The sequence below is a fragment of the Vibrio sp. DNB22_10_4 genome (genome assembly GCF_052879755.1).
Window position 1 is genome coordinate 582647 of record NZ_JBNNXW010000001.1, and the last position, 23082, is coordinate 605728.

Consider the following 23082-nt stretch of genomic DNA (forward strand, 5'->3'; position numbering starts at 1 on the left):
GTTTAGGATTCGCTGAGCAGAATAACTACCTAATCACTTTAGATATAGGCAGCCATATTGGTTTTTATCATTAATCATATTTATGCTTCCTGGCTAACGTCGAGTTGTTTTCCATCACATGGCGCTAAATGGTAAGTACCAAAATTATCTAGCCCTACAATACGCTCCATCACTTGGTCATAGGCACTACTTTGAAGCCACAGCTGCTAGTAACAATTTTTTGCAGCAAATGGCATAAGTGTCCGACTTTCATAAACGAGGATTTAACCGCTTAGGATGGCTTGATTGAGGCAACGACTTTGAAAAACACATTCATTACGAAATTAGCATTGGCAACCACTGGTATTCTGGCACTTACAACAACCGCACAAGCGTTTGAGTTGGGTGTAGATACAAGACGCGGTGTGACCTTTCAGTTCGATAAAGTGATAGTCGGTGTAAAAGACAACTATGTGAATGGTGGTTTCGCTTTTCTAGAAAAGCCAATCTCTGCGGAACATAACATCAGCTGGTTTGTTGAAGGTGGTGTCGGTTATAACTGGAACAGCGAACGTGTTGATGTGCATGCCCCTGTTGGTCTGCGCTGGGAGCCAGTAAAAAACCTAGATGTCGATCTATTTGCAACACCGGAAGTTAAATTTAACGATGGTGCGGATGTCGGAGTAGGTGTGGACTTAGGTGTATCTTGGAAGTTCTAAACCTGATGGCTCTATAGCAGATAGCAAAGAGGCAATACATAAAAGTATTGCCTCTAGATGTTTGTAGTCAAAGTAATGTTTGTTTAACCGTTACTTAATCGATGACTTATCGTCAAGTATGTTGCTCACCAAAGTCCCCACTTGCCTAGCTTACAATTAGACCAAAGCGATGGTGTTAATTTCTATTGATACTGGTTGTTTTGAATCACCGATTTCAGTATTTCTCGTGCCGCCTTGTGGTCTTCATCATTTACAAAACGTCGGTGGTAGATCATGCGGTGCTGTACGTTGCGTATTTCCAGTGGAATCGGGAATATTTTCAGGTTTAACATTGGAGCCAAATGTTTGGCGAGCGACAGCGTTGATGCACCTAGTAGATTCGTTGTGGCTGCGAGAGCAAGCATACTGGAAACCGATCCTGTTTCTGCTTTGATGACTCTTGGTGGGCTGGGCTTTTGCGACAAATAATCCATCATATTGGCGTTGTTGCGACGAATTTTCAGGGCGATATGTTGGGCTCGATAGTAGTCTTCGTAAGAGAGCGAGTCACCGATATCTGGATGATCTTTTCTGCACACACAAACTGCTGGTTCTTCAATAATGTCTTCCACAACGTGTGCTTGGCTGGTGCTTGTGGCGAAATCGATCGCAAGGTGAACCTTTTGTGAGTCTATATCGGCGAGCAATTGTTTTTCACTAAGCGGTGCCTCAACAAAAGAGAGCCCCGGTAAGTCACAAACCAGATGCATTAGGCTCTCACTGCAGTAGACTCGAGTGATCTCTTGTCGCTTCTCTATCGTCTCAAGTACCGCGAGTGGCATTTCGATTTTGTCGGACAGTGCCACGGCCGCGCCAGTTGGTGCGATCCCCCTTCCTGAACGAACAAACAACGTCTTTCCCACCACACCTTCTAATCGTTTCAAGGCTGCACTTACCGCCGGCTGAGTAAGGTCAAGTTCTTCTGCAGCTAGAGTAATAGAGCGGTGTCGATACACTGCGCTAAAAGTGGATAGAAGGTTTAAGTCCATAACAAACTGATCTGATAGATGATATCTCTATCCTAGCAGAGGGTTAGTTGCTGTCAATTAGGTGAGATGGCTTGCTTCGTGAGAGCGCCATACTAAGTGATGTATAAATTCAGTTTATGTTTTATGGGTTTTTTACTTTATTTATATTATTTTCATGAATGCTTAAGCTTATTCTCAACAGCACAGGGAGGTGATTGCTTGTTCAGAGACTAAGAGAATTCAACTATGAAAAATATTCGTATCATTTCCATTATGGCGTTGTCCGCGCTTGTCTTTACTGGTGCTGCCAATGCTCACTCGTCAGATTCCGACTTAAAGTTTAGAGGCGGTTTGGGTTATACCTCCCTTGAAGGTAACCACTCGGCAGTCAATGCCACAGTGGGGTTGGAGCTTAATCAATACTTAGGGATTAACTTCGATCTCTACAAAGGCACAGATAGCAGCATTGATTATACCGGTGGCGGTTTTGCTTTGGAGCTTGGCTACAACTTCGCCTTACCAAACAGTTTTGAACTTCGCCCTTTTGTAGAGGGAGGCATGACGGCAGGTGTCATGAACAACGAAATAGAGGGTATGAACAGAGATGGTCATCTTGGTTTTAGCTCGAATATTGGTCTTCGAGTTCAGCACGAAGAAGTGCCTGTTTATGCCGAGTTTAAAACCGACATTCACACTTCACACACCGATGCCCGTTTCTTACCTGAAAATACGTTCCTAGTCGGTTTTCGACTGCCCTTATAGCGTCTATTTAAACCAAATCTAGCGAGCTTGCTCGCCCCTGAAATATTAACTTTTTAATCACCAACCCTACATTGCGGGTGTGGAGAGATCATTATGCGAAAAATTCACCAATTAAGCGTTACGACTGGTGCGATCCTCATGTCGAGTGCGGTTCTAGCGCAGAGTCCGTTTGAGCACTATCAATCAGAAAACTCAGCCAGTTTTTCAGGCTACAAACACTACAACTACGAACAAAATGTCAGTACGGACGAGCTGATGAAGCAAGGCGGTAAGATATACTCCTCTCCTGAGGAAATCCACGCAATCTTACAAGGTGGCCTCAAGACCGACATTCAAACAGGAGAAGAGCTTTGGAAAGAAGGACTGATGTTTGATGGTATTGAGCCGATGGATCATATGGTTACCGCTGCTAACTGGTTCCCAAGAACGGAAGAGGTTCAGCACAATGAAATGCGAGTGACCTTCATGGGTACTTCTCCCATGATTCGACCTGGACAGGCCAATACGTCCATCTATGTAGAGCTTGGCAATGGCGATAATTTTGTGTTTGACCTTGGCGAAGCGTCCATTGCCAACTACATTGGCGCCGGTGTCGCTTTGAACGAACTTGATAAGGTGTTCATCACTCACTTGCATGTCGACCATTTTGGCTCACTACCTTATTTGTATCAGTTTGGTGGTTGGAACGGTCGCTGGGAAAAGCCGCTGACGATTTATGGTCCTTCTGGTCGTAATCCAGAAGATGGTACGCGCCATATGGTTGAAGGCATGCTGCAGATGCTTTCGTGGCACCAAGATGCCTTCGATGTGTTTCCGTCTGGTAACGATATTGAGGTGGTGGAATACGACTTCAAAGATGATGGCGGTGTGATTTACGACGTGGATGGCGTAAAAGTTTCTCATTGGCGTCGTTCACACGCTAAAGATGGCGCATCTGCGTACAGGCTGGATTGGACGATCAATGAAGAAGAATCGTTGTGTTTTGTATGGACAGGTGATGGTCGACCAACTGAGCTTGATATTGAATATGGTAAAGGCTGTGATTTGTTTGTTACCGAAGTACAAACCGAGTTAGTAGGGCTTGCTTCTATCGTACAGGGGGTGCCTGCTTTCTTGACGCGCTACACCATCGATACGCACCACACCTCTGGCTACGCGGCAGGTTGGCTTGCAAATCAGGTACAGCCAAGGCTGTTCATGACGACACACATGGAGTTTGACCCTTATTACAACAACGAGACGGTAGCTCAGGTTCGTGAACATTGGAAAGGGCCATACCATTTCGGAGCTCCAGACATGATCGTCGCCAACATTACTCCGGACAAAGCGTGGGTTCGAGAGGGGATTATTCCAGACTTTCCGAATAACCGAGCGCCTCAATTCAACTTAAATGACGGTGAAGTGTTCCGAGTACCAGTGCCTAAAAATTCGAGAGCCGATATTCAAGAGCAAGAGATTCGAGACCTAGAAATCGATGAATCATTGTATTACCCAGAGGGGTATCACCCTGAACTGCTTAAAGAATGGCCATTGGATCGTGACTTGATCGTACCGACCGAAGTGTTGCCAGATAGCATGAAACGCGGCATGGGTGAGAAGCAAAGAATGGTGGATGAAATGCGTAAAGCCCATGGCCTAGAGCCTCGTTCAGTCCATAGAAAGTCGTCTTCAGATCCATATCGTGATACTCGCGAAGACAACACCAAAGAACAATAACCCTTACTAGCGGGTATTACATACGATGCCCGCGCTCCAACCGCTTTTTATCGAGACCACATTATGTTTAGACGATTGACCACTTTCACATTGATAAGTATGAGCCTGACAGGCACAGCAGTGCATGCAGCACAACATGAACATGACACACTCTTTAGTCGCGATAATGCCGTTATGGCCGCAGCCGCTGTAGAGACAGTAAACACCTACTGCGTTGAGCTTGGTTCGATGACCTCCGAATACTCAACTCAAAATGCCACCATGATTCGAGAAACTATCGAGGGGTTATCAAGCGAAGTATTACACGAGGCCTATACCTTCAGCGAAGACGATGAAATATATCTACAAGGTGTTGCTCTTGGCAAAAAATTGATTCAGGAAGCTGAACACAAAGGGCATGTGAACCAAATGTGTGCTCAACCAGAGGAGACAACGTTATGAAAAAAATCGTATTTAGCTTGGCAGGAATGATTCCAACTTTGGCTCTTGCTTGTGGTGCTCACGTCCATAACACCTTGCCACACTATGAGAACTACACTGAATCTCTGGTGGCTATGTCGGTTTGCAAAGTTAACGAGCACATATCCGAAGAACAATCAGCCGTGTGGTTTAAAAAATTGGCATGGGTAGCAAATGGCACCGATGAAGAACTGTTTGAGCACTATGCACATTTTGCTGCGGATCATGTCAAGGAGATCGCAAGTGACCCACAAATGCTGCCTAAATGGAGTGGAGATTATTGCAAAGATCAGTTCTTTGACGTGATGGCGATGGATCAAGTGGTATTGGAGGAGCTGTATGATGAGCAAGAACTTGCAGATAGAGATTTTAATCGCCAAATAAAGCTATCAGGAAATGAAAAGTCGCCAGACAAGCCTGAAGCATAGCTGTTATTACAAACCAAGCTAAAAACTATTGAGCGGTATTTAAGGAGTGAGAACCGCTTTCTTACAGATAAACAGCAATTAACTAGGTTACGCTGCGGAGTTTTCATATAACGATGCAGTTCAGAAGCAGCTTGAATCAGACCTTGTCTTTAACAACAATACCAACCTACGTTACAGCCTTATATCGAATATAGGCCGATGAACAAGGCGTTTGATGAAAGCCATTTTGAACATCTGATAGTGGTTAGGCTGACTATTTCGCTTCTGGCTCTAGAAGGGTTTTAGTCACTAAGAGGCGAATTTTAGGTGCGACGATCGCGAGAAATAATAAGGCAGATGGAAGCATCTGTCCCGCGGTATTCATCTAAGCGTCTAGGAAGGAGCTACCATCTGGAAGACTCTTTGCAGCCAGGATGGTAGGCATACCTAACAGTATGGTTGGCAACTAAATATTGAAGCGACGCTGCAGGGAGCAGGGATTTGCATGATACCGAGCGCAAAATAGTTCAAAAAGAGACAGTAATGAATTTTAAGCGTACACATTTGAATGCTTAATGTTGATGAAGACCATCGGTCATTTTCGGATCTCTAACTGAAATAAGACCTAAGTGGGGGTTGTGCTTTAAATAACCATGGCGCAAAGTAGGGAAAAATTATTGATACAAAGATAGACAAATGGATTTAGCGAGTTTTCTAAGGTTGATTCTTCTTGCCTCAATATGGGGCGGCTCCTTTTTATTTATGCGCATAGCTGCCAACGTAATGGGGCCAGCGGTACTGATTGAAGCGAGAGTATTTTTTGCGGCCATTGCTCTGTTGGTCATTAGTATTTATCTAAAGAAGAAACTCGAGTTCACTAAGCATACTCGACACTTTTTCATTATCGGACTGTTCAATACGGCGCTGCCGTTTCTATTGTTTGCTTATGCCGCGCAAACGTTGAATGCCTCCACATTATCGATTCTCAATTCAACCGCTGCCATTTGGGGGGCGGTGATTGGCGTATTTTGGACCAAAACACCACTAACAAAGCGCGGAGCGCTTGGATTATTGATAGGTATTATTGGTGTTGCTGTTTTAGTCGGTTGGGATGCGGTGCGGATAGGTGAAGAGGCGACGCTACCGATTATTGCAGGCGTGATGGCTGCGTGTTGTTATGGCATTGCGACCAATTACGCAAAGAATGCGCCTTCCGTACCGGCATTTAATAATGCGCATGGCAGCATGTGGGCAGCCTGTTTGATCGTGTTGCCGTTGATACCCTTTGTACCGATGAGAGAGGCGCCGACTCAAGAGGTCTGGCTAGCGGTAGTATTGCTGGGCGTTGTCTGTACTGGGGCGGCATATTTGCTCTATTTTCGATTGGTTACAGATATTGGGCCGTCTTCTGCTTTATCGGTCACCTTCCTAATTCCGATGTTTGGAATACTATGGGGCAATTTGTTTTTGGGTGAGCCTATCGGCATAAACACTGTGGTCGGCACTGTATTGGTTATTAGTGGCACAATGCTTGTAACGGGATTCTCTTTATCTTCACTTAGGAAAGTCCGAGCAGGGTAGGATTGGAATGAGGTCGACTTGCCACCTAATAAAACAGTGGCAAGTCTTTGGGGTGTTTATAGTTGGGTTGTGGCTGCGGGTTTGAACAGTTCACGAGTTTGTTGAATTACCACAAAAAATACACTTGCCATAATGCAACCAACAAAAGTGGCGGTGACGATGCCACCAAATGACGCCCAGCCCAGAGCTTGTTGGCCGCCAGAGCCGACAGCGTTAGCAAGCATCAACGGTATCAATCCAACCCCGAAAGAAAACGCGGTCATAAATACTGCGCGAGCGCGCAAGCGCAGTGCTTGTACTGCAGCTTGCTTAATGGTTAGTCCACCTTCATCGCGTAGCGTTTTCGCGAACTCGACAATAAGAATTGCGTTTCGGACCGTCATACCTATCAACAAAATGGCAGATAACTGGGTAAGAATGTTGACGTTGCCACCAATATGAATCACGCCTTCAACGATGCCGATAACCGCTGTTGGAACTGTCAACATAATCGCGAGAGGGATCAGCCAAGATTCATACTGCGCTACTAGCACTAAGAAGGTGACTAGCAGAGCAAGCCCCATGACAAGGGCAACCGTATTGCCTGCACTGACCTCTTCTTTTGCTGCGCCGGTGAACTCAACGCGATAACCAAACTCTTCAGCAAGCTCTTGTATCGCCTGGATAGCTTGACCTGTAGCGACGGTTGGAATAACGTCGATGAATACCCCTTGCTCAGCGTTGTAACGAGCAATGAAATTCGGAACTTTGATTTGTTTTACATCGAAGAGCTTGTCGTAGGTGATACGTTTGCCATTTGATTTTGATAATCCTGTTTGTTTCAGAGCTGTCGGATCCAATCGATAATTGGGGTCATTTTGCACCATCACCTTGTAGTTTCGTCCACCCATATTGAATGTGTTGATGTACATACCACCAAAGTGCGTTTGCATGCCTTCAACCACATCCGCGAACGTAACGCCATATTTTAGCAAGTCGTCGCGCTTGATATTGAGCTTCATGGAAGGTTTTGTCACTTCGAACTGAGCCATCGCTAGGCCAATTCGCTCGTCTTCCATTAGTCGTGCGTTAAAGTCCGTTGTGAGCTTGTAAAGTTCATTGGGTGTTAATTCCGGTGCAAGCAAAACGAAGTTTACGCCATCGACCATTCCTAGCTCAGGGATGACAGGTGGTTTAAAAGCAAAGGCTTGAATCTTGGTGTTTTCAGCTAAAATGGCATTTACTTGGTCTGTGATAGCGACGTCTGTAGCGGTTCGGTTTTGCATATCATCAAGCGACACTAACATCATGAAACTGCTCATTTCTGCGGTTCCAGTTAACAGGTTAAATCCGGATGCTTCAACACTGGTGGAAACACCTGGTAGCGCATTGAGCTGCTGGGTCAGGCTAGCTAGATATTGGTCGGTTTGTGTCAATGCCGTGCCTTGTGGGAAGCTTCCAACCACAAAGATAGCGCTAGTATCTTCTTCTGGTAGGAGACCGGTTGGTAAGCTCGCGCCTCGCTCTACCGATAGATAGAGGCCACCAACTAGCAGCGCGATGGTCAGTATTGGTAAGCGAGTTGCGGTCCATGCTAGACCGGTAAACGCTCGGATTTTCTGTGTAATAACCCATTCAACGGACTTTGCGATGGCATTTTTCTTCGGCGGCTTCATAAACAGTGCACAAAGCGCGGGAGTCAATGTCAGCGCCACTAAGGTTGAAACTACCACAGAGGCACATAGGACGATGCCAAACTCAGAATAGATAGTGCCGGCCATGCCTGGAATAAACAGTGATGGAGTAAAAACGGCAAGCAACACGAGCATAGAAGCGACAATCGGAGAGAAGGTGATATCTAATGCTTTAGATATTGCCTGCTTAACCGTCATCTCAGGATATTCGTGTAGTTGGTGTTCGGCGTTTTCAATAACGATAATAGCGGCATCCACAACAATACCAATCGCCATCACCAGACCAAACATGGAGATGATGTTGATTTGAATACCAAGTCCGCTCATGACCGCAAACGTGCCAATAAGAGAAACTGGAATCGCTGTTACTGTAATCAAGGTCAATCGAAAATTTTGCATAAAAAGGAGCGTGACCAAGGAAACAATGGCAACCGCGAGGACTAAGGTTTCTACAACGCTATAAATGGCGCCATCAATAAAAGTGGTAGCATCGTAGACGGTTTTGATTTGGTAATCGCTAGGCTGTTGTAGAAGGGATTTAATGCCGGAGGCTACATCCATTGCGTTGGCTTCTGGAGTCTTGTAGATGAATAGCACCGCACCGTTAGCGTTTTCACCATAAGCATTGGCGGTATAGATTTCGCTGCCTAGCTCGATTTCTGCGATGTCTCTTAAGAAGATGGTTTTTCCCAGCTCGTCTGAGCGAACGACGATGTTGCCAAACTCTTCAGGGGAGGTTAGGCCACCCTCGACAGTAATTGGGAACTCTAACTGATCGTTGACCACGCTACCAGCAGAGGCGATCTTGTTTTGGGTGGCGATAGCATGATTGATTTCATCGACATTGATCGAGTAGTGTTTCATTTTATTTGGGTTGAGCCAAACACGAATCGAGTACTTCTTTTCACCAAGTACATCGACTTTTGACACGCCGTTGATACGTTGAATTCTCTCTTTTAGCGGGCCGCCTGCAAACGCGCTTATCTCGATAGCCGATGCCTCGCCAGACGGATCAGTAATTGAGATGCCGAGCATTAAACCATTAGAGAGCTTCTCCACTTTAACGCCATTTCGCATCACATCGCCGGGTAGCTCCGGAAGGGCAAGATTGACGCGATTTTGTACCAAGTTAACGGCTTTGTCTGAATCAGTACCACTTTCAAAAACGACTTCGAGAGTATAGGTGCCGTCTGCACCACTGGTGGACTTCATATACTCCATTCCAGCGACTCCATTCACCTGTTTTTCGATTTCAGGAGCGACAGATTTCGCCATAACATCAGCACTAGCACCGTCCATAAACGTGGTGACTTCTACGGTCACTGGCGCAACATCGGGGTACCTTCCTATTGGGGAGTTGGCGGCAGCGATAGCTCCAATAAGAGAGATTAAAAGCGCAATAACAATTGCAAACTTAGGCCGTTCTATGAACATTTTAAACATGTTAGCTACCCATTGGTGAATAATTGTTCCGAGTTTACGCCTGGGTATTTTTAATCACAATTGATCGGCTGACTGTTCTATCAGCAAACTAAATAGCAAATATTTGAGGTTCGAATAGCAAGGTTTGACATCGTGTCTGAGGAGCTAATTTAGTGACTATGTATTTGCTGATGAAATAGGAGCTATTTTTCCCGTGAGTTTTATTGTCGCTACAGTGGCACTCCTTTCTAAAATTAATTGGATGAAACTCGAATGAAAAAACTGTTAGTAACGACCATGATGCTTGTCGGCGTGCCCCCTGCACTTGCTTATCACCCATGTGATCCTGGCAATACCGTTACCGATGCGGTGGAAGGTGCTGTTGTTGGTGGTGTGGTTGGTGCGATGGCTGGTGATGCCAAAACAGGAGCGATGATTGGTGGTGCAGCTGGCATCGTTGATGGCGCATACGACGAAGCAGAATGTGATGCGTTAGTGGATGAGGCGATTGTTGACGAGGTGATAGTTGCGGATTATGAAGACCGAGTCGTCGACGAAGTCATAATTGACAGCGCGCTAGACGAAGGATGGTAGTGATCAGGTCGAGGTTTTCGTCAATTCTTTTGTCGGTATAACTGACCATAACTCCCTGAACTCTATTGATAATATAAAGGTCAATAGAGCTAGCGTAATAAATGCTATAACCTTGGGTTAATTGTTCTATCCCCTCTCGACCCTTAGTCTGCTCGCGTCATTTATTTCTAGGATTAGTTTCATGCGCGCGAGCATTACCCTTTTAAGCGCAGCTGTGGCTGCGTGCTTCTCTTTTTCTTCTTATGCTGCTAACGACTCGGATACACAGGTTCAGGACATGTCAGACCCTCTGGCGGTTTACACCCAAGCCGGTGCTGGTGCTTCTGACAAAGGTTTGAATTTTAAAGTAGGCCGTACCTATGACACGGGTAACCCAGAGACCATGGCGATGAATATCATCGAGGTTAAAGGCGTGGTTGGTGAGTACTTAGGCTGGTCAGGTTCAAGCCATCGTGATAATTCCATTGATAGTGTTCGTTTTCGTAACTTCAGTGTAAACACGACGAATGGCCGAGGCTCTCAGGTTGATTTGAACTACAACGTGGAGCAGGAGAGCTTAAACGCCTCCTACAGCTTCATTCAAGCGCTACCAAAGCTGGGTAACCTAAATCTCTATCCGCTAGCCGGTCTAGGCGTCAATGTGAGAAATGGCGAGTTTCAAGGCTGTGAAAATATGCCAAATGTTGATTGCCCAGTTGAGAAGCAAAACATTGGCTATACCATTCCAGGCACGTATGCAGTTGTAGGTGCTTACACCAAGTATGCGATTACCGATAAGCTGTGGCTTAACTATAACCCAATGTGGTTGACGACCATTTCAGGCTCAAAATCGTATGTTGAGAATGCGTATGGACCGGGTATGGACTCTATCTTTACCAACGAGTTTGCGGTGTCTTACCAGTTTACGCCGCGCTTTAACGTGCGCTACTTTGCTAATTGGACGCAGGAGCAGAATTACTTTGATGGTGACCAAAGAGTGGAATTTAACTACCAGTTCTAATTGTGTGGTATAAGAGTTTCATTGAGCAGGGACGCTCTAATCAAGAAAGGAGAGAAGATATTCATTCCCTCGAATACCTTTGATTTATTGGGAATTAGTGGAGATTAGAACGGGAAGACAATGCCTACTTTGCCATAGGTGTTACGCTTGTCATCACCGTGTTTACCTTCGTTACCAATCTCAACGTATGGGATCATGTTGTCGATAGCAGTAAATGTCGCACGCAGTTCAACGTTGTAGGTCATGTCTTTGCTTTGGTCGCCAGCAATCACTTTCTTTTCGTGTTGCTTCTGGCCTACCACTTTAGCGTTTAGATACATGCGTTCTGTCAGTTGCTTTCCAGCAGCTAGGTCAAAGCGAGTGATGTCGCCGCGAGCAGTGCCATTGTTTGAGTTAAGGTCGATATCTTTACGCAAGCGGAATGATGTATCAAACATATCAGCAACGTTACCGCCTACTGTTACACCAAACTTGTTTTGATCATTAGCTGGTTGTTGGCGACTTTTCTTATCAACAAACTCGTACTCACCTTTTAACCAAAAGCTTTCGAATTCGTGCATGTAGTTAACGTTGTACTCGTTCTCAAAGTTTGCTTTGCGTTTAGCTGAAAGACCAAATCCTTCATAACCGATGAATGCTTTGATTCCAGAGCCGTTAGAGGTTACGTATTCTGTTTTGCCATCAACAAATTTAGCATCGAGTTCAATACCACCAGTTACACCTTCTGCCATTGCACCTGCAGAGAATGCAGATGTGATTGCGAGAATGATTGCTGTTTTTTTCATTTCGTTATTACCTATATTATTGTTTTTGCCCCTGTAATTGGAGCAGCACAAAGGTACCTAAAAAATGAAATGTGACTAAATTAGGAAGTATTCGGTATTTTGATTGGTTGATTGGTTGATTGGTTGATTGGTTGATTGGTTGATTGGTTGGTTGTTGGAAGAGCACCCCTCCCAGCCTCCCCTTATTAAGGGGAGGAGCTACTGGCTCTCTACGCATCGCTATTTAACTTAAGTGATGCGACGATAGGAGCGAGCCTGTATTTCTCCCCCTTGATAACGGGGCGCGTAGCCGGGGGAGTTAGAGGAGGTAAATGCGCAAGGCTAATAGATTTACGATAGATTCAAAGTATCACTCTAAACCTCTCTCACCTAAACTTAAAAATGAAACACGCAATAAAACATCGCTTTAGGAGCTAAGCGACACCATACCCATAAGCGTTATATCAAAACATGGAGAATACCGATGAAGCCAACCGTAACACTATCTACTCTCATTCTATTGACCGCTTGCAGTGCACCTATAGATCAAGTGTCAGGTGTTGCGAGTGATGATCTGTGTAGTGCATTGCAAAAGGGGAGTGTGGCAGAAAACAGCACCATGATTAATGGTGAGGAAGTGACAATGGATAGTGTCTACGGAGAGCTGACAAAAAGAGAACTTAATCCTTATGAAAAAGGGTGCTTTGGTAGTCAGAAAAAAGCCATAGAGTATCGAAAGCGGCAAGAAAAAATTGTAGCAGAGGCGTTAAATTACTAGATTCAATGCAAAAAAAAGCACCTCAACAATGTTGAGGTGCGGTAGACCCAATTTTCCATTCCAAGTTCCAATCAGAGTTCCAATAACGTTCGGGTCTCAAAGGGCTAATACCAAACTCTGTTATAGCGCGTTCAAGTAGGCCTTTAGCGCCTTCAGTCGAACAGTTGCACCACCGATGATGTCCATAAAACCGAGTTTAGGTGACGGCTTGTTGGCAGATATCCAGCCAGAGCCAGTTGCACCAAGTGGTACGTTGTAGCCTTCTGGTTCGTTAAACTCGATGATGACTGTACGACCATGGCTGCTCGTGTTATTGCCAACGTGCTGTCTTACATGCTGCGTGGAACCTTGTGCAGAGACGGTGGCTTCACCAGTATTGCTCGTAATGCTGTGTACTCGGCCTCGAAACACTTCGCCAGGGTGAGAGTTAACAAAAAACTCTGCAAATTGCCCTTGTTCAATATAGCGATAGGTTTGATCGCTAACGCGCATTTCAACAAACTTTCGGTTGGTATCGAACAGATGCAAGTTGCCAGTTCTAGAGCCTTCAGCAATGTTTATAACGCCTACAATTCCGTCGAATGGCGCACGAACCTGATTCCGGTCGTTCAGCCACTGCTTCTGACTGATTTGCGCGTTGATGCCATCCATATCCGATTTGGCAGCCATGAGATCCGCACGACCTTGCTGAATTTGGGTATGCAGTTCATCGCGCTCTTGCTCGGAGCTAAACTCGTCGAGATTGATTAAGCGGAGATGGTTTTTTTCATCGATAGCAATCTGCTCTTCAATGCTGGTAATTCGATGTTCCGCTGCCACTAAACTCGATTGCAAACTTTTTAGTTCATGATCCGTATCTTCCGATTCCAAGGTGTACAGCAAATCGCCTTTTTTCACTTCTTGGTTGTGGGTGACGTAGATTTTTTTCACCTGTTGGCCAAATAACGGGCTCAACACCGCATGCGGCGCTTTAACTGTGGTGCTATCGGTTAAATCTGCCGGTGACCAAAAGCGGTGCGCGGTAAACAGCATGAATGCGAGGAATACACCAAACCCGACACTAATAACCGCATTACGCAGTGTCCATTTAATAACGCCAAGTTTGACCAGCAGCCAAATAATCAGCACATAAGGAAGCATGATTTCTTTCATTACGCGTCCTCTGATGTTTTGTTGCCATGGATGCCACTGTGAATCACCTTACTCACAGCACTTGCGACCGCATCCCAGTTGGTGAAGGCAATAATAATGGCCAATACCCACCAAAGTTTGTCGATGAACAGGCCGCATAAAGACAGAGCAAATACCAAATTCGCTTGTGCGCTTTGCATGTATTGGCTGCGGTGTACTGCAACTTCGTGCAACTGCCACAGAAGGTAGAGCACATAGGTAATGATGGATAGTGTGATAACAAAAATCACGCCCATAAAGAATTCAGAATTTAATAGGCCAAGAATGCTAGGCAAGTCTTGTGAGAAATAGTCGGCAGGCAGTGATTTACCATGAACCGTAGAGAGCTGAGCAAACATATAACTCAGAGAGAGAAAACCACCGATGATGACAGCGGACTTAGTACTAAAATGTAACGCTCTTTTTATTAGTCTGAACATGTTTGTTCCCTGATTCAGGCTATCCGTAGCGATTTGGGTGATTGGGATTTGGATAAAGAGAGTATAACCAAGGGTTTCCTTTGGATACATAACGCAAAATTGAGTTCAAATATAAACACCAGTTATGTGTTAGCCGATGGCAACGTCAATGATTGGCTTTGGGCGAATCTGCACTATGTTTATGGGGAAATAGGTTTGTAGAAAAATAGGTTTATAGAAAATGGGCTTATAGGAAACTATGCTGATGGGAATAGACCAGTGGATGTCAAATATTCAAACTGATGAATTATTCACCGAACAAACTGATTTTGCTGCATTTATCCAAGCAAATGCTATACAAGCAGAAAATCGTCAGTTAATATTTCAACATCCGCTAATTAAGTGGACGTCAATGGATACGGCAAGCAACGTATCATCGATGCCGAGATGGTGAAATTGGTAGACACGCTAGCATGAGGTGCTAGTGCCTTTGGTGTGAGGGTTCGAGTCCCTCTCTCGGCACCATTACTCCTTTCCTTATATTACCTACAGACTACGATGCAGAACAAAGGATCCAGTTCAAAGCAAATGAGTACGTCTAACTCGGAATCAATCCAGCTTTTGACCGAGGTGTCTCTGCACGCCCTGTTATTTATAGAGTTTCACAAACTTGATCGCAAATCACAGGTCTTTGATCGTGAGAAAAAGAATGAACTCTTGGTTCGCTGGCTGAAACCGAAACTTAAAAGTAACAAGTACAAATCGATACGTAAGCAACTGAAAACAATGAGCTTACAAGCTAAGAAATCTCAAGTCGATTTAGAAGACGTACTGCTAACAGGTATAGAAGCCAAACCAGAAGCTTTGCAGCCTCACCTTGATAGCTATCTGCTATTGATACGTGAACTGGAGAAAAAGCTGGGTACGACAGCGCTATTATCAACGCCGGAAAAGGTCGATTTAAGCCACGATGAAAATGGCTGCTTGCTTTGTGTACTGTCTAACGATCTTAATGCCCACTTCGGCAGCAAGAATCAAATGATTGCGGATGTTTCGATTCTGTTTCGCGGTACTGTTCGTGAGAAACATCTATTCCTCGGAGCCATTTACGCCAACGAAATCTTTGCTTACCAGATCCAATACGAAGACGATAGCTTTGTTCGCATAATGCTGACTTTAAATAAATAACAGCTCCAACGTCACCGCCGTCAAAGCAATGTCTATTTAAAGAAGCAGAGCATACTTAATGCAAGCCCAAACACTGGAGTGCTCTATCTTTAGCACCGAGCAACAAGCTTTGGGCTCGAATGGTGTTGTGTCTCAATCTTCCATAGGAACAACAAGCACGTCCACTGGAGAGCTATTAATGACTTGGCGAGATGCGGATATCAGCTTGCTCCAGAAGTCGTGGTGGTGACCACAGATAAGAAGATCAAAGTCATTTTCTGCAATAGCAACTTTTACTTTGTCGCCAAGATCGCCAGTTCCAACGATGAAATGCTTCAAAGTGCACTTAGCATACTCGGCGAAGCCGTGTAATTGCTCTGTCGCTTCGACGGTCAAGGGTCTTTGTTCGGGATCGGTGACTAAATCAACCAGCTCGTGATAAATTTCACCATGTGTACCATCGATATGGATAAATGACACATCTGCGTCCAACAGTTCTGCTAGAAAAACGGCTCTATCAATCAACACTTTGCTCTCGTCGGAAAGCTCCAGTGCGACAAGGATATGTTTATATTTCATGACCATACTCTCTTGCTGCTAAACCTACTTAAAGCATAGCGTTTCGTGGCGTATTTTTTTGTCGATGGGATCGCGGTTCGGCGATAAATTAATCAAAGGCACAATGAGTTCCCCTTTTCTTGGCTCATTGTGGGTGGTTTTGTCCATAATGTCTGGATGATTTGTCTATTTTTCTGATGGAGCTTTGGCTTTAATCTACCCTCATCGCCAATGTTGGCACTCGGTTAAGCACCGCCGCATTGACTCTTATGTCACTGTCGGAAAGAGTGCGAACTAGCTAAGTCGTTTAAGAAATAGTCATTACAGAATATAGAGTGGAGAGTGCAAAGTGACTCATCAAATTATCAAAGATCTGAATACTCGTTATACCGCGAAAAAATACGATGCTACCAAGCGTATTTCTGCTGAAGATATGGACGTGATCAAAGAGGCTATTCGTCTGTCTGCGTCTTCAATCAATTCTCAGCCGTGGAAGTTTATTGTGATCGAAAGTGATGAAGCGAAACAGCGTTTCCACGATACGTTTGCGAATATGCACCAGTTCAACCAACCACATGCGAAAGAAGCGTCTCACACGATTTTGTTTGCACATAACCCACACTTTACTAAAGACGACTATAAAAAAGTGGTTGATGTCGAAGTGACATCGGGTCACCTGCCAGCAGACATGTACGATCAAATGTTGAACGGTGCGTTTGGCTTTGCAGAGCTAAACACGGATGAAAGTGGCTTCAACGGTCAGTGGACAAAAGCACAAACCTACATTGCGCTTGGCAACGTACTTCACACGCTTGCTCGTATGGGTATTGCATCGACTCCAATGGAAGGTGTGGATCCAGAAATGATTGGTGAGCTCTTTAAAGATGAACTAGGTGGTTATGTGTGTGACTTTGCGCTTGCACTTGGCTACCACAAAGACGGTGAAGACTATAACTACGGTCTACCTAAGTCTCGTCTAGCTCAAGAAGATATTATTACGGTTCTATAAGCGCAATCGATGCAATTGAAAAACGGCCACTAATTTGGCCGTTTTTTTATACTTGAAGCATCAATCCGCTCAACCCAAGTGCAATAAACAACAGCCCTGTTAGTCGATTTATTGTCACGACATATCGTTTAAGAAACCGAGCTACTTTTTCCGTTGCGAGCGACAGTAACAGGTGTATTGACAGAGTAATCACCACGAGCTCTAGAGTTAGCAGCGTGACTTGCAAGGCAAAGTACTGCTCGCCTTTCACGAAAAGTGGAAACAGCGCACCAAAGAAGACAATGGTTTTTGGATTTAGCAACGAGATCAGCACGCCACTCTTATACCCATAGGTGCGTGATTCAATCAGCGCCTGGCTTGTTGAATAGTAAATCGCACAGCAGCCTAGGTAGATAATGTAGCTGCTACATAATCCGGTCATGACTTGGTAGGCGAGGGCATTCGTGTGGACTAAGGTCAACAACCAAGAGTTCGACAGTATTGATGCCAGCAATAGCCCGGTAGAAATACCGAGTATGACCGGAATCGTCCGTTGCATATTCTGGTTTAAACTGTTGCTCAATACCGCCAGCATCCCCGGTCCCGGAGATGCGGCTGAAGCTATGCAAATGGTGATAAACGCTAGCTGACTTTCCATCTTATTCCTTAATGGCCGTCATCACTGTCATTGGCCAATTGAGTGCCCACCCCGTTGGTGTACGGCGAATGCCAAGTAGGCGCTCTGCATCATCCAAACTGTGTTTGTGAGAATACTCAGGCTTATTGGAATGAAGGAGTGACAGGAAGACACCGATATCTTCTTTTCGCTCAAAATGCCACTGTAGTGCAAGATCAGTGAACTTAGGCTCGCTCCACCCAGTAAGTTTGCACAAACTTTTGGCGTAAGGTTTGCTCAAAAAGCTGACTTCGTGGCCCGTAGTGCATGAAATAGCCACATGCTCATCAAAATAGTCTGATAGCTTAGTGCCACTGAAAATGTCACAAATCACCAGTCGTGCGCCGGGCTTAGCAAACTGCGCCAAGTTGCTCAAGACGGCTTCTTTACTCTTTACATGGTGGAAAGCGCCGCGTGACCATATAGCATCGAGCTGAACCCCTTCAGAAAGAGAAATATCTTCTGCAGGCCTTTGCATGATGGTGATATTTTCATCTGCTCGTTCGTAAATGGGTCTTAATTGGTCTGGAGAAGGGTCGACGACAAATAGTCGTCCTTCAGGACCAATAGCGGTAGAAATATCGAATGAGAAAAAGCCACTTCCCGCTCCAATTTCTAGTATTGACTCACCGCATTGAGGGGAAAGAAAGTCATACATCATTAACGTGTCTTCTTTCCAACACTCAGGAAATTGATTCAAAGCTAATTTGTACGAACGAGATCGTTCTGTCGAGAACTCGACTTGATGTAACTCCATTTTGTTATTTACTCCAACTAACCTAGCTACTGACGTTGTTATTTTATTTGTTTATTCAGTCGCTACTCTAATGAGCCTGGGGTCAGTTATCTTGTAAAAAATTGTTGTTGGTAGGTCTTTGGGTTGATCCCCATGGCGCTGACGAAGGTTTTGTGAAAGTGACTTTGGTCATGGAAACCACAGGCTACTGCGACATCAATGGGCTTGTGTCCTGCCTTTAACAAGGATTTAGAGTAGCTGACTCTTTGTTGGACTTGAAATTGGTGAGGAGTAACGCCTAAATGACGTTTAAACTCATGGATCAAATGATATTTACTTACGCCGGTTAAATGCGCCAGCTCATCGAGTGAAACCTTATTGGTGCAGTTGTCAGCAAGATAGTCACGGGCAATAATGATGTTGGATTTGGCATCCAAACCATTAGTATTCGCGAGTCTAGATGAGCCGTATTGCAAGATGATTTTTACTAGTAACAGCTCTAAGTGACTCTCGACTTCAAGTTGTTCTCCACCACTATGAATAGTAGAAAGCAGTAGGTGCATTTGCCGTTTTAACCTGTCATCAGAGATGATGCTTTCACGAAATGATGGCAACCCATCTTTCGAGTACATCTCTTTATAGATATCGCGCACTTGCTGTTCACTTGGGTAGATACCGCGATATCGCCACCCTTGCTCACAACCTTTGCTGCCGGTATGGATCTCGTCTGGACTGATAACACAAATATCGCCACTGATGGCATTGTGAGTAGCACCTTTATGAAAGAATTGCTGAACACCTGCATCAACAAGCGTAATCACAAACTCACCATGTGCGTGTTTGCCAAATGTGGTATCGATAAACTGTGCGTTGATGACATCCATTCCATCGAATGCCTCAAAGCTTGCCAGATGACAGAATTCTTCTTTAGACATTTATATCAACGTTCCTTGTCACACTCCTTGTAAAAAATAGCGGGGTGCCGATATTCAACACCGCTATTTCTGTGGAGCCTATCACACAAAATGAGGGCTTTCTCTAAGGGTAGGCTCCTTTTGTGCACCTTGTTGCAATGTCAGTAATATTTTATTTAGGCTGTTTGGCGAGGACTTCGTCAATATCGGATGCACTGTGGCGCTCGGCTAACGTTTCCCATTCTTCTCCCCACACACGGTTAACAATACGGCCTCGTTTCACCGCTGGACGTTCTGCAATGTCTTTTGCCCAGCGTATTAGGTTAGGGTAACTTTCAACATCTAGGAACTGGGCAGCGTCGTACTGATTGTTGATTACTAAGTTGCCATACCATGGCCAGGTAGCAATATCTGCTATCGTGTACTCGTCTCCCGCAAGGAACTGATTCTCAGCTAGGCGCGCATCAAGAAGGTGAAGTTGGCGTTTAGTTTCCATTGTGAAGCGATTGATTGGGTATTCGAATTTTTCTGGTGCATAAGCATAGAAGTGGCCGAAACCGCCTCCCAAATAAGGCGCTGAACCTTGCAGCCAGAATAACCAGTTCATCGCTTCTACGCGCTTGTTAGCTGTTTTAGGTAACAGCGCATCAAACTTTTCAGCGAGATAAAGCAGAATATTCCCCGACTCAAAAACGCGAACTGGCTCGTCGCCAGTGCGATCCAGTAAAGCTGGAATTTTTGAGTTTGGGTTCACGGCTACAAAGCCAGAGCCAAATTGGTCGCCATCACCGATTTTGATGGTGTAAGCGTCGTATTCCGCCTCTGTCTTACCAAGCGCAAGTAGTTCTTCAAGCATGATAGTGACTTTTTGACCGTTGGGTGTTGCTAACGAATAGAGCTGTAGCGCATGCTCGCCAGAGGGAAGCGGCTGTTCGTGTCTTGCTCCTGAATCAGGTCGGTTGATACTAGCCCACTGACCACCACTTTCGCTATCGTGCGTCCAAACTATAGGTGGAACATATTGATTCGTCATGCCTTTGCTCTCCATCATATTATTGCAAAACACGCCATCGTGCTGACTCAAAATCGTAGCTGGATTAAGGCAAGTCTTCAATATTATTGAGTAAAACTTAAATTATAACTTATGACTATGTGACATTTGGGGCTGGAGAGTGGTGCTTGGAAGGCGCATAAAAAAAGCGGGCATTTTCGCCCGCCAAAACGTTATTCAATAAATCAAATTCCGCAATACAATCCGAAGAGGCATATCCTCTTCAAAGGGTTAATCGCATCAAGAGAGAGAACACTTGGTTTGGCTGTGACGGCCATAGCCAAGTTATACTATCGACGCGGTAAGTCCATTATGACGATATGAGCGTAATTTTCTATAACTGAAAAAATCAGTCATTTGTAGTACATAAATGGCAAATAGTGTCAAAAATATGGTCAAATCACACGATTGGTGTAACAAAATATTTTTGTTTATCTCAGCACTTACCGGCTGTTATATTGGGCACACCATTTACTTCTCTGGAGCTGACACATTATGAGCCCGCTACCCAGTGATGGATATATTTGCTATTTGGTGACGGAACACCTCAAGAAGATCCTCTCGGAATCAATCAACATTAAACTGTCGCTGTTCAACTTCTTTGTCCTTCAATATGTCGACAAATGTTCAGAACAAGACTCGACAGAATGCACCCAATATATGATCAGCCAAGCTTTTCTTGCTGATACCTCGAAAGTGAATAAAGCGGTACGTGAACTTGAGTCTGCGGAGTTGCTGACGGCAACCAAGATCAAACAGAGTGGACGAATCAAAAAGATACTTGCTGTCACCGAACCGGGTAAAAAGTTGATTGAGATACATCGAGCGAAAACCGATGCGATTGCCGAGCAGTATCTGACTGCGGTGCGTGGCCGCGTCAATGCCGATGAGCTATTCGATGCTCACTACACCACTATGGCGGCATTTTATGATGCGCTCAAGCTCTATAAGAGTGCTTGTTGAGTAAAAAAGAAGCAAGTACTGCTGCTGGTACTTGCTTCTAATGGTTGTTGTCTAATTCCCTAGTTACCAGCTAACTAGCTGAGGGAAGGAGCCACTCAGAGTCGGTGTTTTTACGAAACAATCGCTTCAGGGTTTTCTTGGTGAGAAGCGGTATTGCATGTTTCAAACATCTCAGAGCAAACCAATACCACACCACTTTCAGTGACGGTGTAACGTTTTTGGTCTTCTTCAAGATCATAGCCGATCACAGTACCATCAGGGACGACACACCCTTCCGCAACAATCACTTTCTTTAGCTTACAGCTACTGCCAACTACGGCTCGCGGCAACAAGATGCTGTCTTTCACTTCCGCAAAGTCTTCGACGCGAACATCCGAGGAAACCAAGCTATGGTCAACCTGACCACCGGAGATGATAGCTCCTGCGCAAAGGACTGAGTCAACAGCGAAACCTCGGCGTTGTGGGTCATTGAATAAGAACTTCACCCCAGGTCGTTGCACTTGGTTGGTCATGATAGGCCAGCTGGTATCGTAAAGATCAAGTTCTGGTGTCGGTGCAAGCAAGTCCATTGTTGCAGCGTAGTACTCGTCTACATGACCCACATCGCGCCAATAGCCGTTGGCACCAGGATGACCACGCTCGGTGAACACGTAACCTTTGACCTTCTTGCGGCCAATAAGGCTAGGGATAATGTTGTGTCCAAAGTCGTGTTTATAGTTTGGATCATCTAAGGCTTGTCTAAGCTCGGCATCCAACACGTCTACATTAAAGATATAAATACCCATTGAGATGAGCGCCTTATCTTTATTGTTTGGCATTGGAGTTGGGTTGGCTGGTTTTTCTACAAAGTTGATGATGTCACCATCTTCATTAAGACCCATTACGCCGAATTCTGACGCCTGCTCAATTGGTTTCTGGATACAGGCAACAGTGACATCCGCACCGCTTTCAACATGGAAGTTGATCATGCGCGAGTAGTCCATTTTGTAGATGTGGTCACCGCCCAAGATCAACACACGTTCAGTGTGGTCGACACGTTTGATGAGGTCGAGGTTTTGGTACAACGCATCGGCCGTACCGCGATACCAGTTTTCCCCAACACGTTGCTGAGCAGGGATAATGTAGACCCCTTCACCTAGCGCAGAATAAGACGACTGCCAGCCAGATTGGATGTGGCTTATTAGATCGTGCGCCATATATTGGGTAAGCACGCCAACTCGACGAATACCCGAGTTGATGCAGTTGGAGAGTGTAAAATCGATGATTTTGAACTTCCCGCCAAAGGATACCGCAGGTTTTGCGATATTTGAGGTGAGTTCTTTTAGTCTAGTGCCTTTCCCACCCGCTAAAATCATCGCGGTGGTATTACGCAAACGCGCATTACTAGAAATGTGGGAATATTGGTTTTCCTTCGGCATTGTATAACTCCTTATATAACAAGCACAAAAGACGTTTTGGGGGAGTGTGATGTGTGGCAAACCTTCTATGGATAAGCTCTCTATGACCAATACACTCAAAGACGTCGTTAAATCATTTACTATCAGAACAGAACTTTACTATGCAATCTAGCCCATAAAAC

Annotated in this window: 23 protein-coding genes and 1 tRNA gene; 13 read left to right on the top strand and 11 right to left on the bottom strand. The window is 45.0% G+C overall.

Annotated features, from left to right (window positions below; translation table 11 throughout):
- Positions 1-299: 299 nt before the first annotated feature.
- Positions 300-698 (top strand): hypothetical protein, encoded by a 399-nt coding sequence (locus tag ACVA6Q_RS02355; protein WP_446646374.1) that lies wholly within the window; start codon positions 300-302, stop codon positions 696-698.
- A gap of 182 nt (positions 699-880) precedes the next feature.
- Here the strand turns inward: ACVA6Q_RS02355 and ACVA6Q_RS02360 are convergent, their stop codons facing one another.
- Complete coding sequence (locus tag ACVA6Q_RS02360; RefSeq protein WP_446646375.1) at positions 881-1726, bottom strand: LysR family transcriptional regulator; 846 nt, start codon at positions 1724-1726, stop codon at positions 881-883.
- Positions 1727-1951: 225 nt separating this feature from the next.
- On the opposite strand from ACVA6Q_RS02360, the gene ACVA6Q_RS02365 reads away from it, so the two are divergent.
- The 5 genes from ACVA6Q_RS02365 to ACVA6Q_RS02385 all read left to right on the top strand — a co-directional run bounded on the left by ACVA6Q_RS02365 (position 1952) and on the right by ACVA6Q_RS02385 (position 6630).
- Entirely contained in the window at positions 1952-2467 is a 516-nt protein-coding gene (locus ACVA6Q_RS02365) for an outer membrane beta-barrel protein (protein ID WP_446646376.1), read from the top strand.
- Positions 2468-2560: 93 nt separating this feature from the next.
- The gene (gene gntH / locus ACVA6Q_RS02370) at positions 2561-4183 is read left to right on the top strand and encodes a guanitoxin biosynthesis MBL fold metallo-hydrolase GntH (RefSeq protein WP_446646377.1); all 1623 of its coding nucleotides are present in this window, start codon (positions 2561-2563) and stop codon (positions 4181-4183) included.
- A gap of 99 nt (positions 4184-4282) precedes the next feature.
- Positions 4283-4624 (top strand): hypothetical protein, encoded by a 342-nt coding sequence (locus tag ACVA6Q_RS02375; protein WP_446646378.1) that lies wholly within the window; start codon positions 4283-4285, stop codon positions 4622-4624.
- Positions 4621-5070 (top strand): hypothetical protein, encoded by a 450-nt coding sequence (locus ACVA6Q_RS02380; RefSeq protein ID WP_446646379.1) that lies wholly within the window; start codon positions 4621-4623, stop codon positions 5068-5070. The genes ACVA6Q_RS02375 and ACVA6Q_RS02380 overlap by 4 nt, the downstream gene beginning before the upstream one ends.
- Positions 5071-5745: 675 nt before the next feature.
- Positions 5746-6630, top strand: a complete 885-nt coding sequence (locus tag ACVA6Q_RS02385) for a DMT family transporter (RefSeq protein WP_446646380.1) — start codon at positions 5746-5748, stop codon at positions 6628-6630.
- Positions 6631-6686: 56 nt separating this feature from the next.
- Here the strand turns inward: ACVA6Q_RS02385 and ACVA6Q_RS02390 are convergent, their stop codons facing one another.
- Positions 6687-9746: an efflux RND transporter permease subunit gene (locus ACVA6Q_RS02390; RefSeq protein WP_446646381.1), complete on the bottom strand. Its 3060-nt coding sequence runs from the start codon at positions 9744-9746 to the stop codon at positions 6687-6689.
- Positions 9747-9998: 252 nt separating this feature from the next.
- On the opposite strand from ACVA6Q_RS02390, the gene ACVA6Q_RS02395 reads away from it, so the two are divergent.
- Positions 9999-10319 (top strand): hypothetical protein, encoded by a 321-nt coding sequence (locus ACVA6Q_RS02395; protein WP_446646382.1) that lies wholly within the window; start codon positions 9999-10001, stop codon positions 10317-10319.
- A 181-nt stretch (positions 10320-10500) separates the two neighbouring features.
- A complete protein-coding gene (locus tag ACVA6Q_RS02400) occupies positions 10501-11319 on the top strand; it encodes a hypothetical protein (RefSeq protein WP_353499758.1) in 819 nt (272 codons plus the stop codon).
- A 104-nt stretch (positions 11320-11423) separates the two neighbouring features.
- Here ACVA6Q_RS02400 and ACVA6Q_RS02405 read toward each other — a convergent pair whose 3' ends face one another.
- The gene (locus ACVA6Q_RS02405; RefSeq protein ID WP_446646383.1) at positions 11424-12104 is read right to left on the bottom strand and encodes a hypothetical protein; all 681 of its coding nucleotides are present in this window, start codon (positions 12102-12104) and stop codon (positions 11424-11426) included.
- A 463-nt stretch (positions 12105-12567) separates the two neighbouring features.
- Here ACVA6Q_RS02405 and ACVA6Q_RS02410 point away from each other — a divergent pair, with 463 nt between their 5' ends.
- The gene (locus tag ACVA6Q_RS02410) at positions 12568-12861 is read left to right on the top strand and encodes a hypothetical protein (RefSeq protein ID WP_418642802.1); all 294 of its coding nucleotides are present in this window, start codon (positions 12568-12570) and stop codon (positions 12859-12861) included.
- A gap of 120 nt (positions 12862-12981) precedes the next feature.
- Here ACVA6Q_RS02410 and ACVA6Q_RS02415 read toward each other — a convergent pair whose 3' ends face one another.
- Both ACVA6Q_RS02415 and ACVA6Q_RS02420 read right to left on the bottom strand, forming a co-directional pair.
- A complete protein-coding gene (locus tag ACVA6Q_RS02415) occupies positions 12982-14013 on the bottom strand; it encodes an HlyD family secretion protein (protein ID WP_446646384.1) in 1032 nt (343 codons plus the stop codon).
- Entirely contained in the window at positions 14013-14471 is a 459-nt protein-coding gene (locus tag ACVA6Q_RS02420; RefSeq protein ID WP_446646385.1) for a magnesium transporter, read from the bottom strand. The genes ACVA6Q_RS02415 and ACVA6Q_RS02420 overlap by 1 nt, the downstream gene beginning before the upstream one ends.
- A 420-nt stretch (positions 14472-14891) precedes the next feature.
- On the opposite strand from ACVA6Q_RS02420, the gene ACVA6Q_RS02425 reads away from it, so the two are divergent.
- Positions 14892-14975: transfer RNA gene (locus ACVA6Q_RS02425), tRNA-Leu, on the top strand.
- Between the two features lie 63 nt (positions 14976-15038).
- A complete protein-coding gene (locus tag ACVA6Q_RS02430; RefSeq protein ID WP_446646386.1) occupies positions 15039-15638 on the top strand; it encodes a DUF2913 family protein in 600 nt (199 codons plus the stop codon).
- Between the two features lie 132 nt (positions 15639-15770).
- Here the strand turns inward: ACVA6Q_RS02430 and ACVA6Q_RS02435 are convergent, their stop codons facing one another.
- Positions 15771-16196, bottom strand: coding sequence for a universal stress protein (locus ACVA6Q_RS02435; protein WP_112460073.1), 426 nt, complete (start codon positions 16194-16196; stop codon positions 15771-15773).
- A 328-nt stretch (positions 16197-16524) separates the two neighbouring features.
- Here ACVA6Q_RS02435 and ACVA6Q_RS02440 point away from each other — a divergent pair, with 328 nt between their 5' ends.
- A complete protein-coding gene (locus ACVA6Q_RS02440) occupies positions 16525-17184 on the top strand; it encodes a nitroreductase family protein (RefSeq protein ID WP_353499751.1) in 660 nt (219 codons plus the stop codon).
- A gap of 46 nt (positions 17185-17230) precedes the next feature.
- Here ACVA6Q_RS02440 and ACVA6Q_RS02445 read toward each other — a convergent pair whose 3' ends face one another.
- From ACVA6Q_RS02445 to yghU, 4 genes are all read right to left on the bottom strand, one after another.
- On the bottom strand, positions 17231-17821 hold the full coding sequence (locus tag ACVA6Q_RS02445; RefSeq protein ID WP_446646387.1) for a LysE family translocator: 591 nt from the start codon (positions 17819-17821) through the stop codon (positions 17231-17233).
- Between the two features lies 1 nt (position 17822).
- Entirely contained in the window at positions 17823-18596 is a 774-nt protein-coding gene (locus ACVA6Q_RS02450; protein ID WP_446646388.1) for a class I SAM-dependent methyltransferase, read from the bottom strand.
- An 86-nt stretch (positions 18597-18682) separates the two neighbouring features.
- Complete coding sequence (locus tag ACVA6Q_RS02455) at positions 18683-19510, bottom strand: AraC family ligand binding domain-containing protein (protein WP_446646389.1); 828 nt, start codon at positions 19508-19510, stop codon at positions 18683-18685.
- Positions 19511-19661: 151 nt separating this feature from the next.
- Positions 19662-20522, bottom strand: a complete 861-nt coding sequence (yghU, locus tag ACVA6Q_RS02460; protein ID WP_446646390.1) for a glutathione-dependent disulfide-bond oxidoreductase — start codon at positions 20520-20522, stop codon at positions 19662-19664.
- A 513-nt stretch (positions 20523-21035) separates the two neighbouring features.
- Here yghU and ACVA6Q_RS02465 point away from each other — a divergent pair.
- Positions 21036-21503, top strand: a complete 468-nt coding sequence (locus ACVA6Q_RS02465) for a hypothetical protein (protein WP_446646391.1) — start codon at positions 21036-21038, stop codon at positions 21501-21503.
- A gap of 110 nt (positions 21504-21613) precedes the next feature.
- Here ACVA6Q_RS02465 and glgC read toward each other — a convergent pair whose 3' ends face one another.
- Positions 21614-22921, bottom strand: coding sequence for a glucose-1-phosphate adenylyltransferase (gene glgC / locus ACVA6Q_RS02470; protein ID WP_446646392.1), 1308 nt, complete (start codon positions 22919-22921; stop codon positions 21614-21616).
- Positions 22922-23082: the final 161 nt, after the last annotated feature.

Coding starts and splice junctions, on each gene's coding strand:
- ACVA6Q_RS02360 (WP_446646375.1), bottom strand. CDS start 1,726: ATGGACTTAAACCTTCTATCCACTTTTAGCGCAGTGTATCGACACCGC.
- ACVA6Q_RS02365 (WP_446646376.1), top strand. CDS start 1,952: ATGAAAAATATTCGTATCATTTCCATTATGGCGTTGTCCGCGCTTGTC.
- gntH (WP_446646377.1), top strand. CDS start 2,561: ATGCGAAAAATTCACCAATTAAGCGTTACGACTGGTGCGATCCTCATG.
- ACVA6Q_RS02375 (WP_446646378.1), top strand. CDS start 4,283: ATGAGCCTGACAGGCACAGCAGTGCATGCAGCACAACATGAACATGAC.
- ACVA6Q_RS02380 (WP_446646379.1), top strand. CDS start 4,621: ATGAAAAAAATCGTATTTAGCTTGGCAGGAATGATTCCAACTTTGGCT.
- ACVA6Q_RS02385 (WP_446646380.1), top strand. CDS start 5,746: ATGGATTTAGCGAGTTTTCTAAGGTTGATTCTTCTTGCCTCAATATGG.
- ACVA6Q_RS02390 (WP_446646381.1), bottom strand. CDS start 9,746: ATGTTTAAAATGTTCATAGAACGGCCTAAGTTTGCAATTGTTATTGCG.
- ACVA6Q_RS02395 (WP_446646382.1), top strand. CDS start 9,999: ATGAAAAAACTGTTAGTAACGACCATGATGCTTGTCGGCGTGCCCCCT.
- ACVA6Q_RS02400 (WP_353499758.1), top strand. CDS start 10,501: ATGCGCGCGAGCATTACCCTTTTAAGCGCAGCTGTGGCTGCGTGCTTC.
- ACVA6Q_RS02405 (WP_446646383.1), bottom strand. CDS start 12,104: ATGAAAAAAACAGCAATCATTCTCGCAATCACATCTGCATTCTCTGCA.
- ACVA6Q_RS02410 (WP_418642802.1), top strand. CDS start 12,568: ATGAAGCCAACCGTAACACTATCTACTCTCATTCTATTGACCGCTTGC.
- ACVA6Q_RS02415 (WP_446646384.1), bottom strand. CDS start 14,013: ATGAAAGAAATCATGCTTCCTTATGTGCTGATTATTTGGCTGCTGGTC.
- ACVA6Q_RS02420 (WP_446646385.1), bottom strand. CDS start 14,471: ATGTTCAGACTAATAAAAAGAGCGTTACATTTTAGTACTAAGTCCGCT.
- ACVA6Q_RS02430 (WP_446646386.1), top strand. CDS start 15,039: ATGAGTACGTCTAACTCGGAATCAATCCAGCTTTTGACCGAGGTGTCT.
- ACVA6Q_RS02435 (WP_112460073.1), bottom strand. CDS start 16,196: ATGAAATATAAACATATCCTTGTCGCACTGGAGCTTTCCGACGAGAGC.
- ACVA6Q_RS02445 (WP_446646387.1), bottom strand. CDS start 17,821: ATGGAAAGTCAGCTAGCGTTTATCACCATTTGCATAGCTTCAGCCGCA.
- ACVA6Q_RS02450 (WP_446646388.1), bottom strand. CDS start 18,596: ATGGAGTTACATCAAGTCGAGTTCTCGACAGAACGATCTCGTTCGTAC.
- ACVA6Q_RS02455 (WP_446646389.1), bottom strand. CDS start 19,510: ATGTCTAAAGAAGAATTCTGTCATCTGGCAAGCTTTGAGGCATTCGAT.
- yghU (WP_446646390.1), bottom strand. CDS start 20,522: ATGACGAATCAATATGTTCCACCTATAGTTTGGACGCACGATAGCGAA.
- ACVA6Q_RS02465 (WP_446646391.1), top strand. CDS start 21,036: ATGAGCCCGCTACCCAGTGATGGATATATTTGCTATTTGGTGACGGAA.
- glgC (WP_446646392.1), bottom strand. CDS start 22,921: ATGCCGAAGGAAAACCAATATTCCCACATTTCTAGTAATGCGCGTTTG.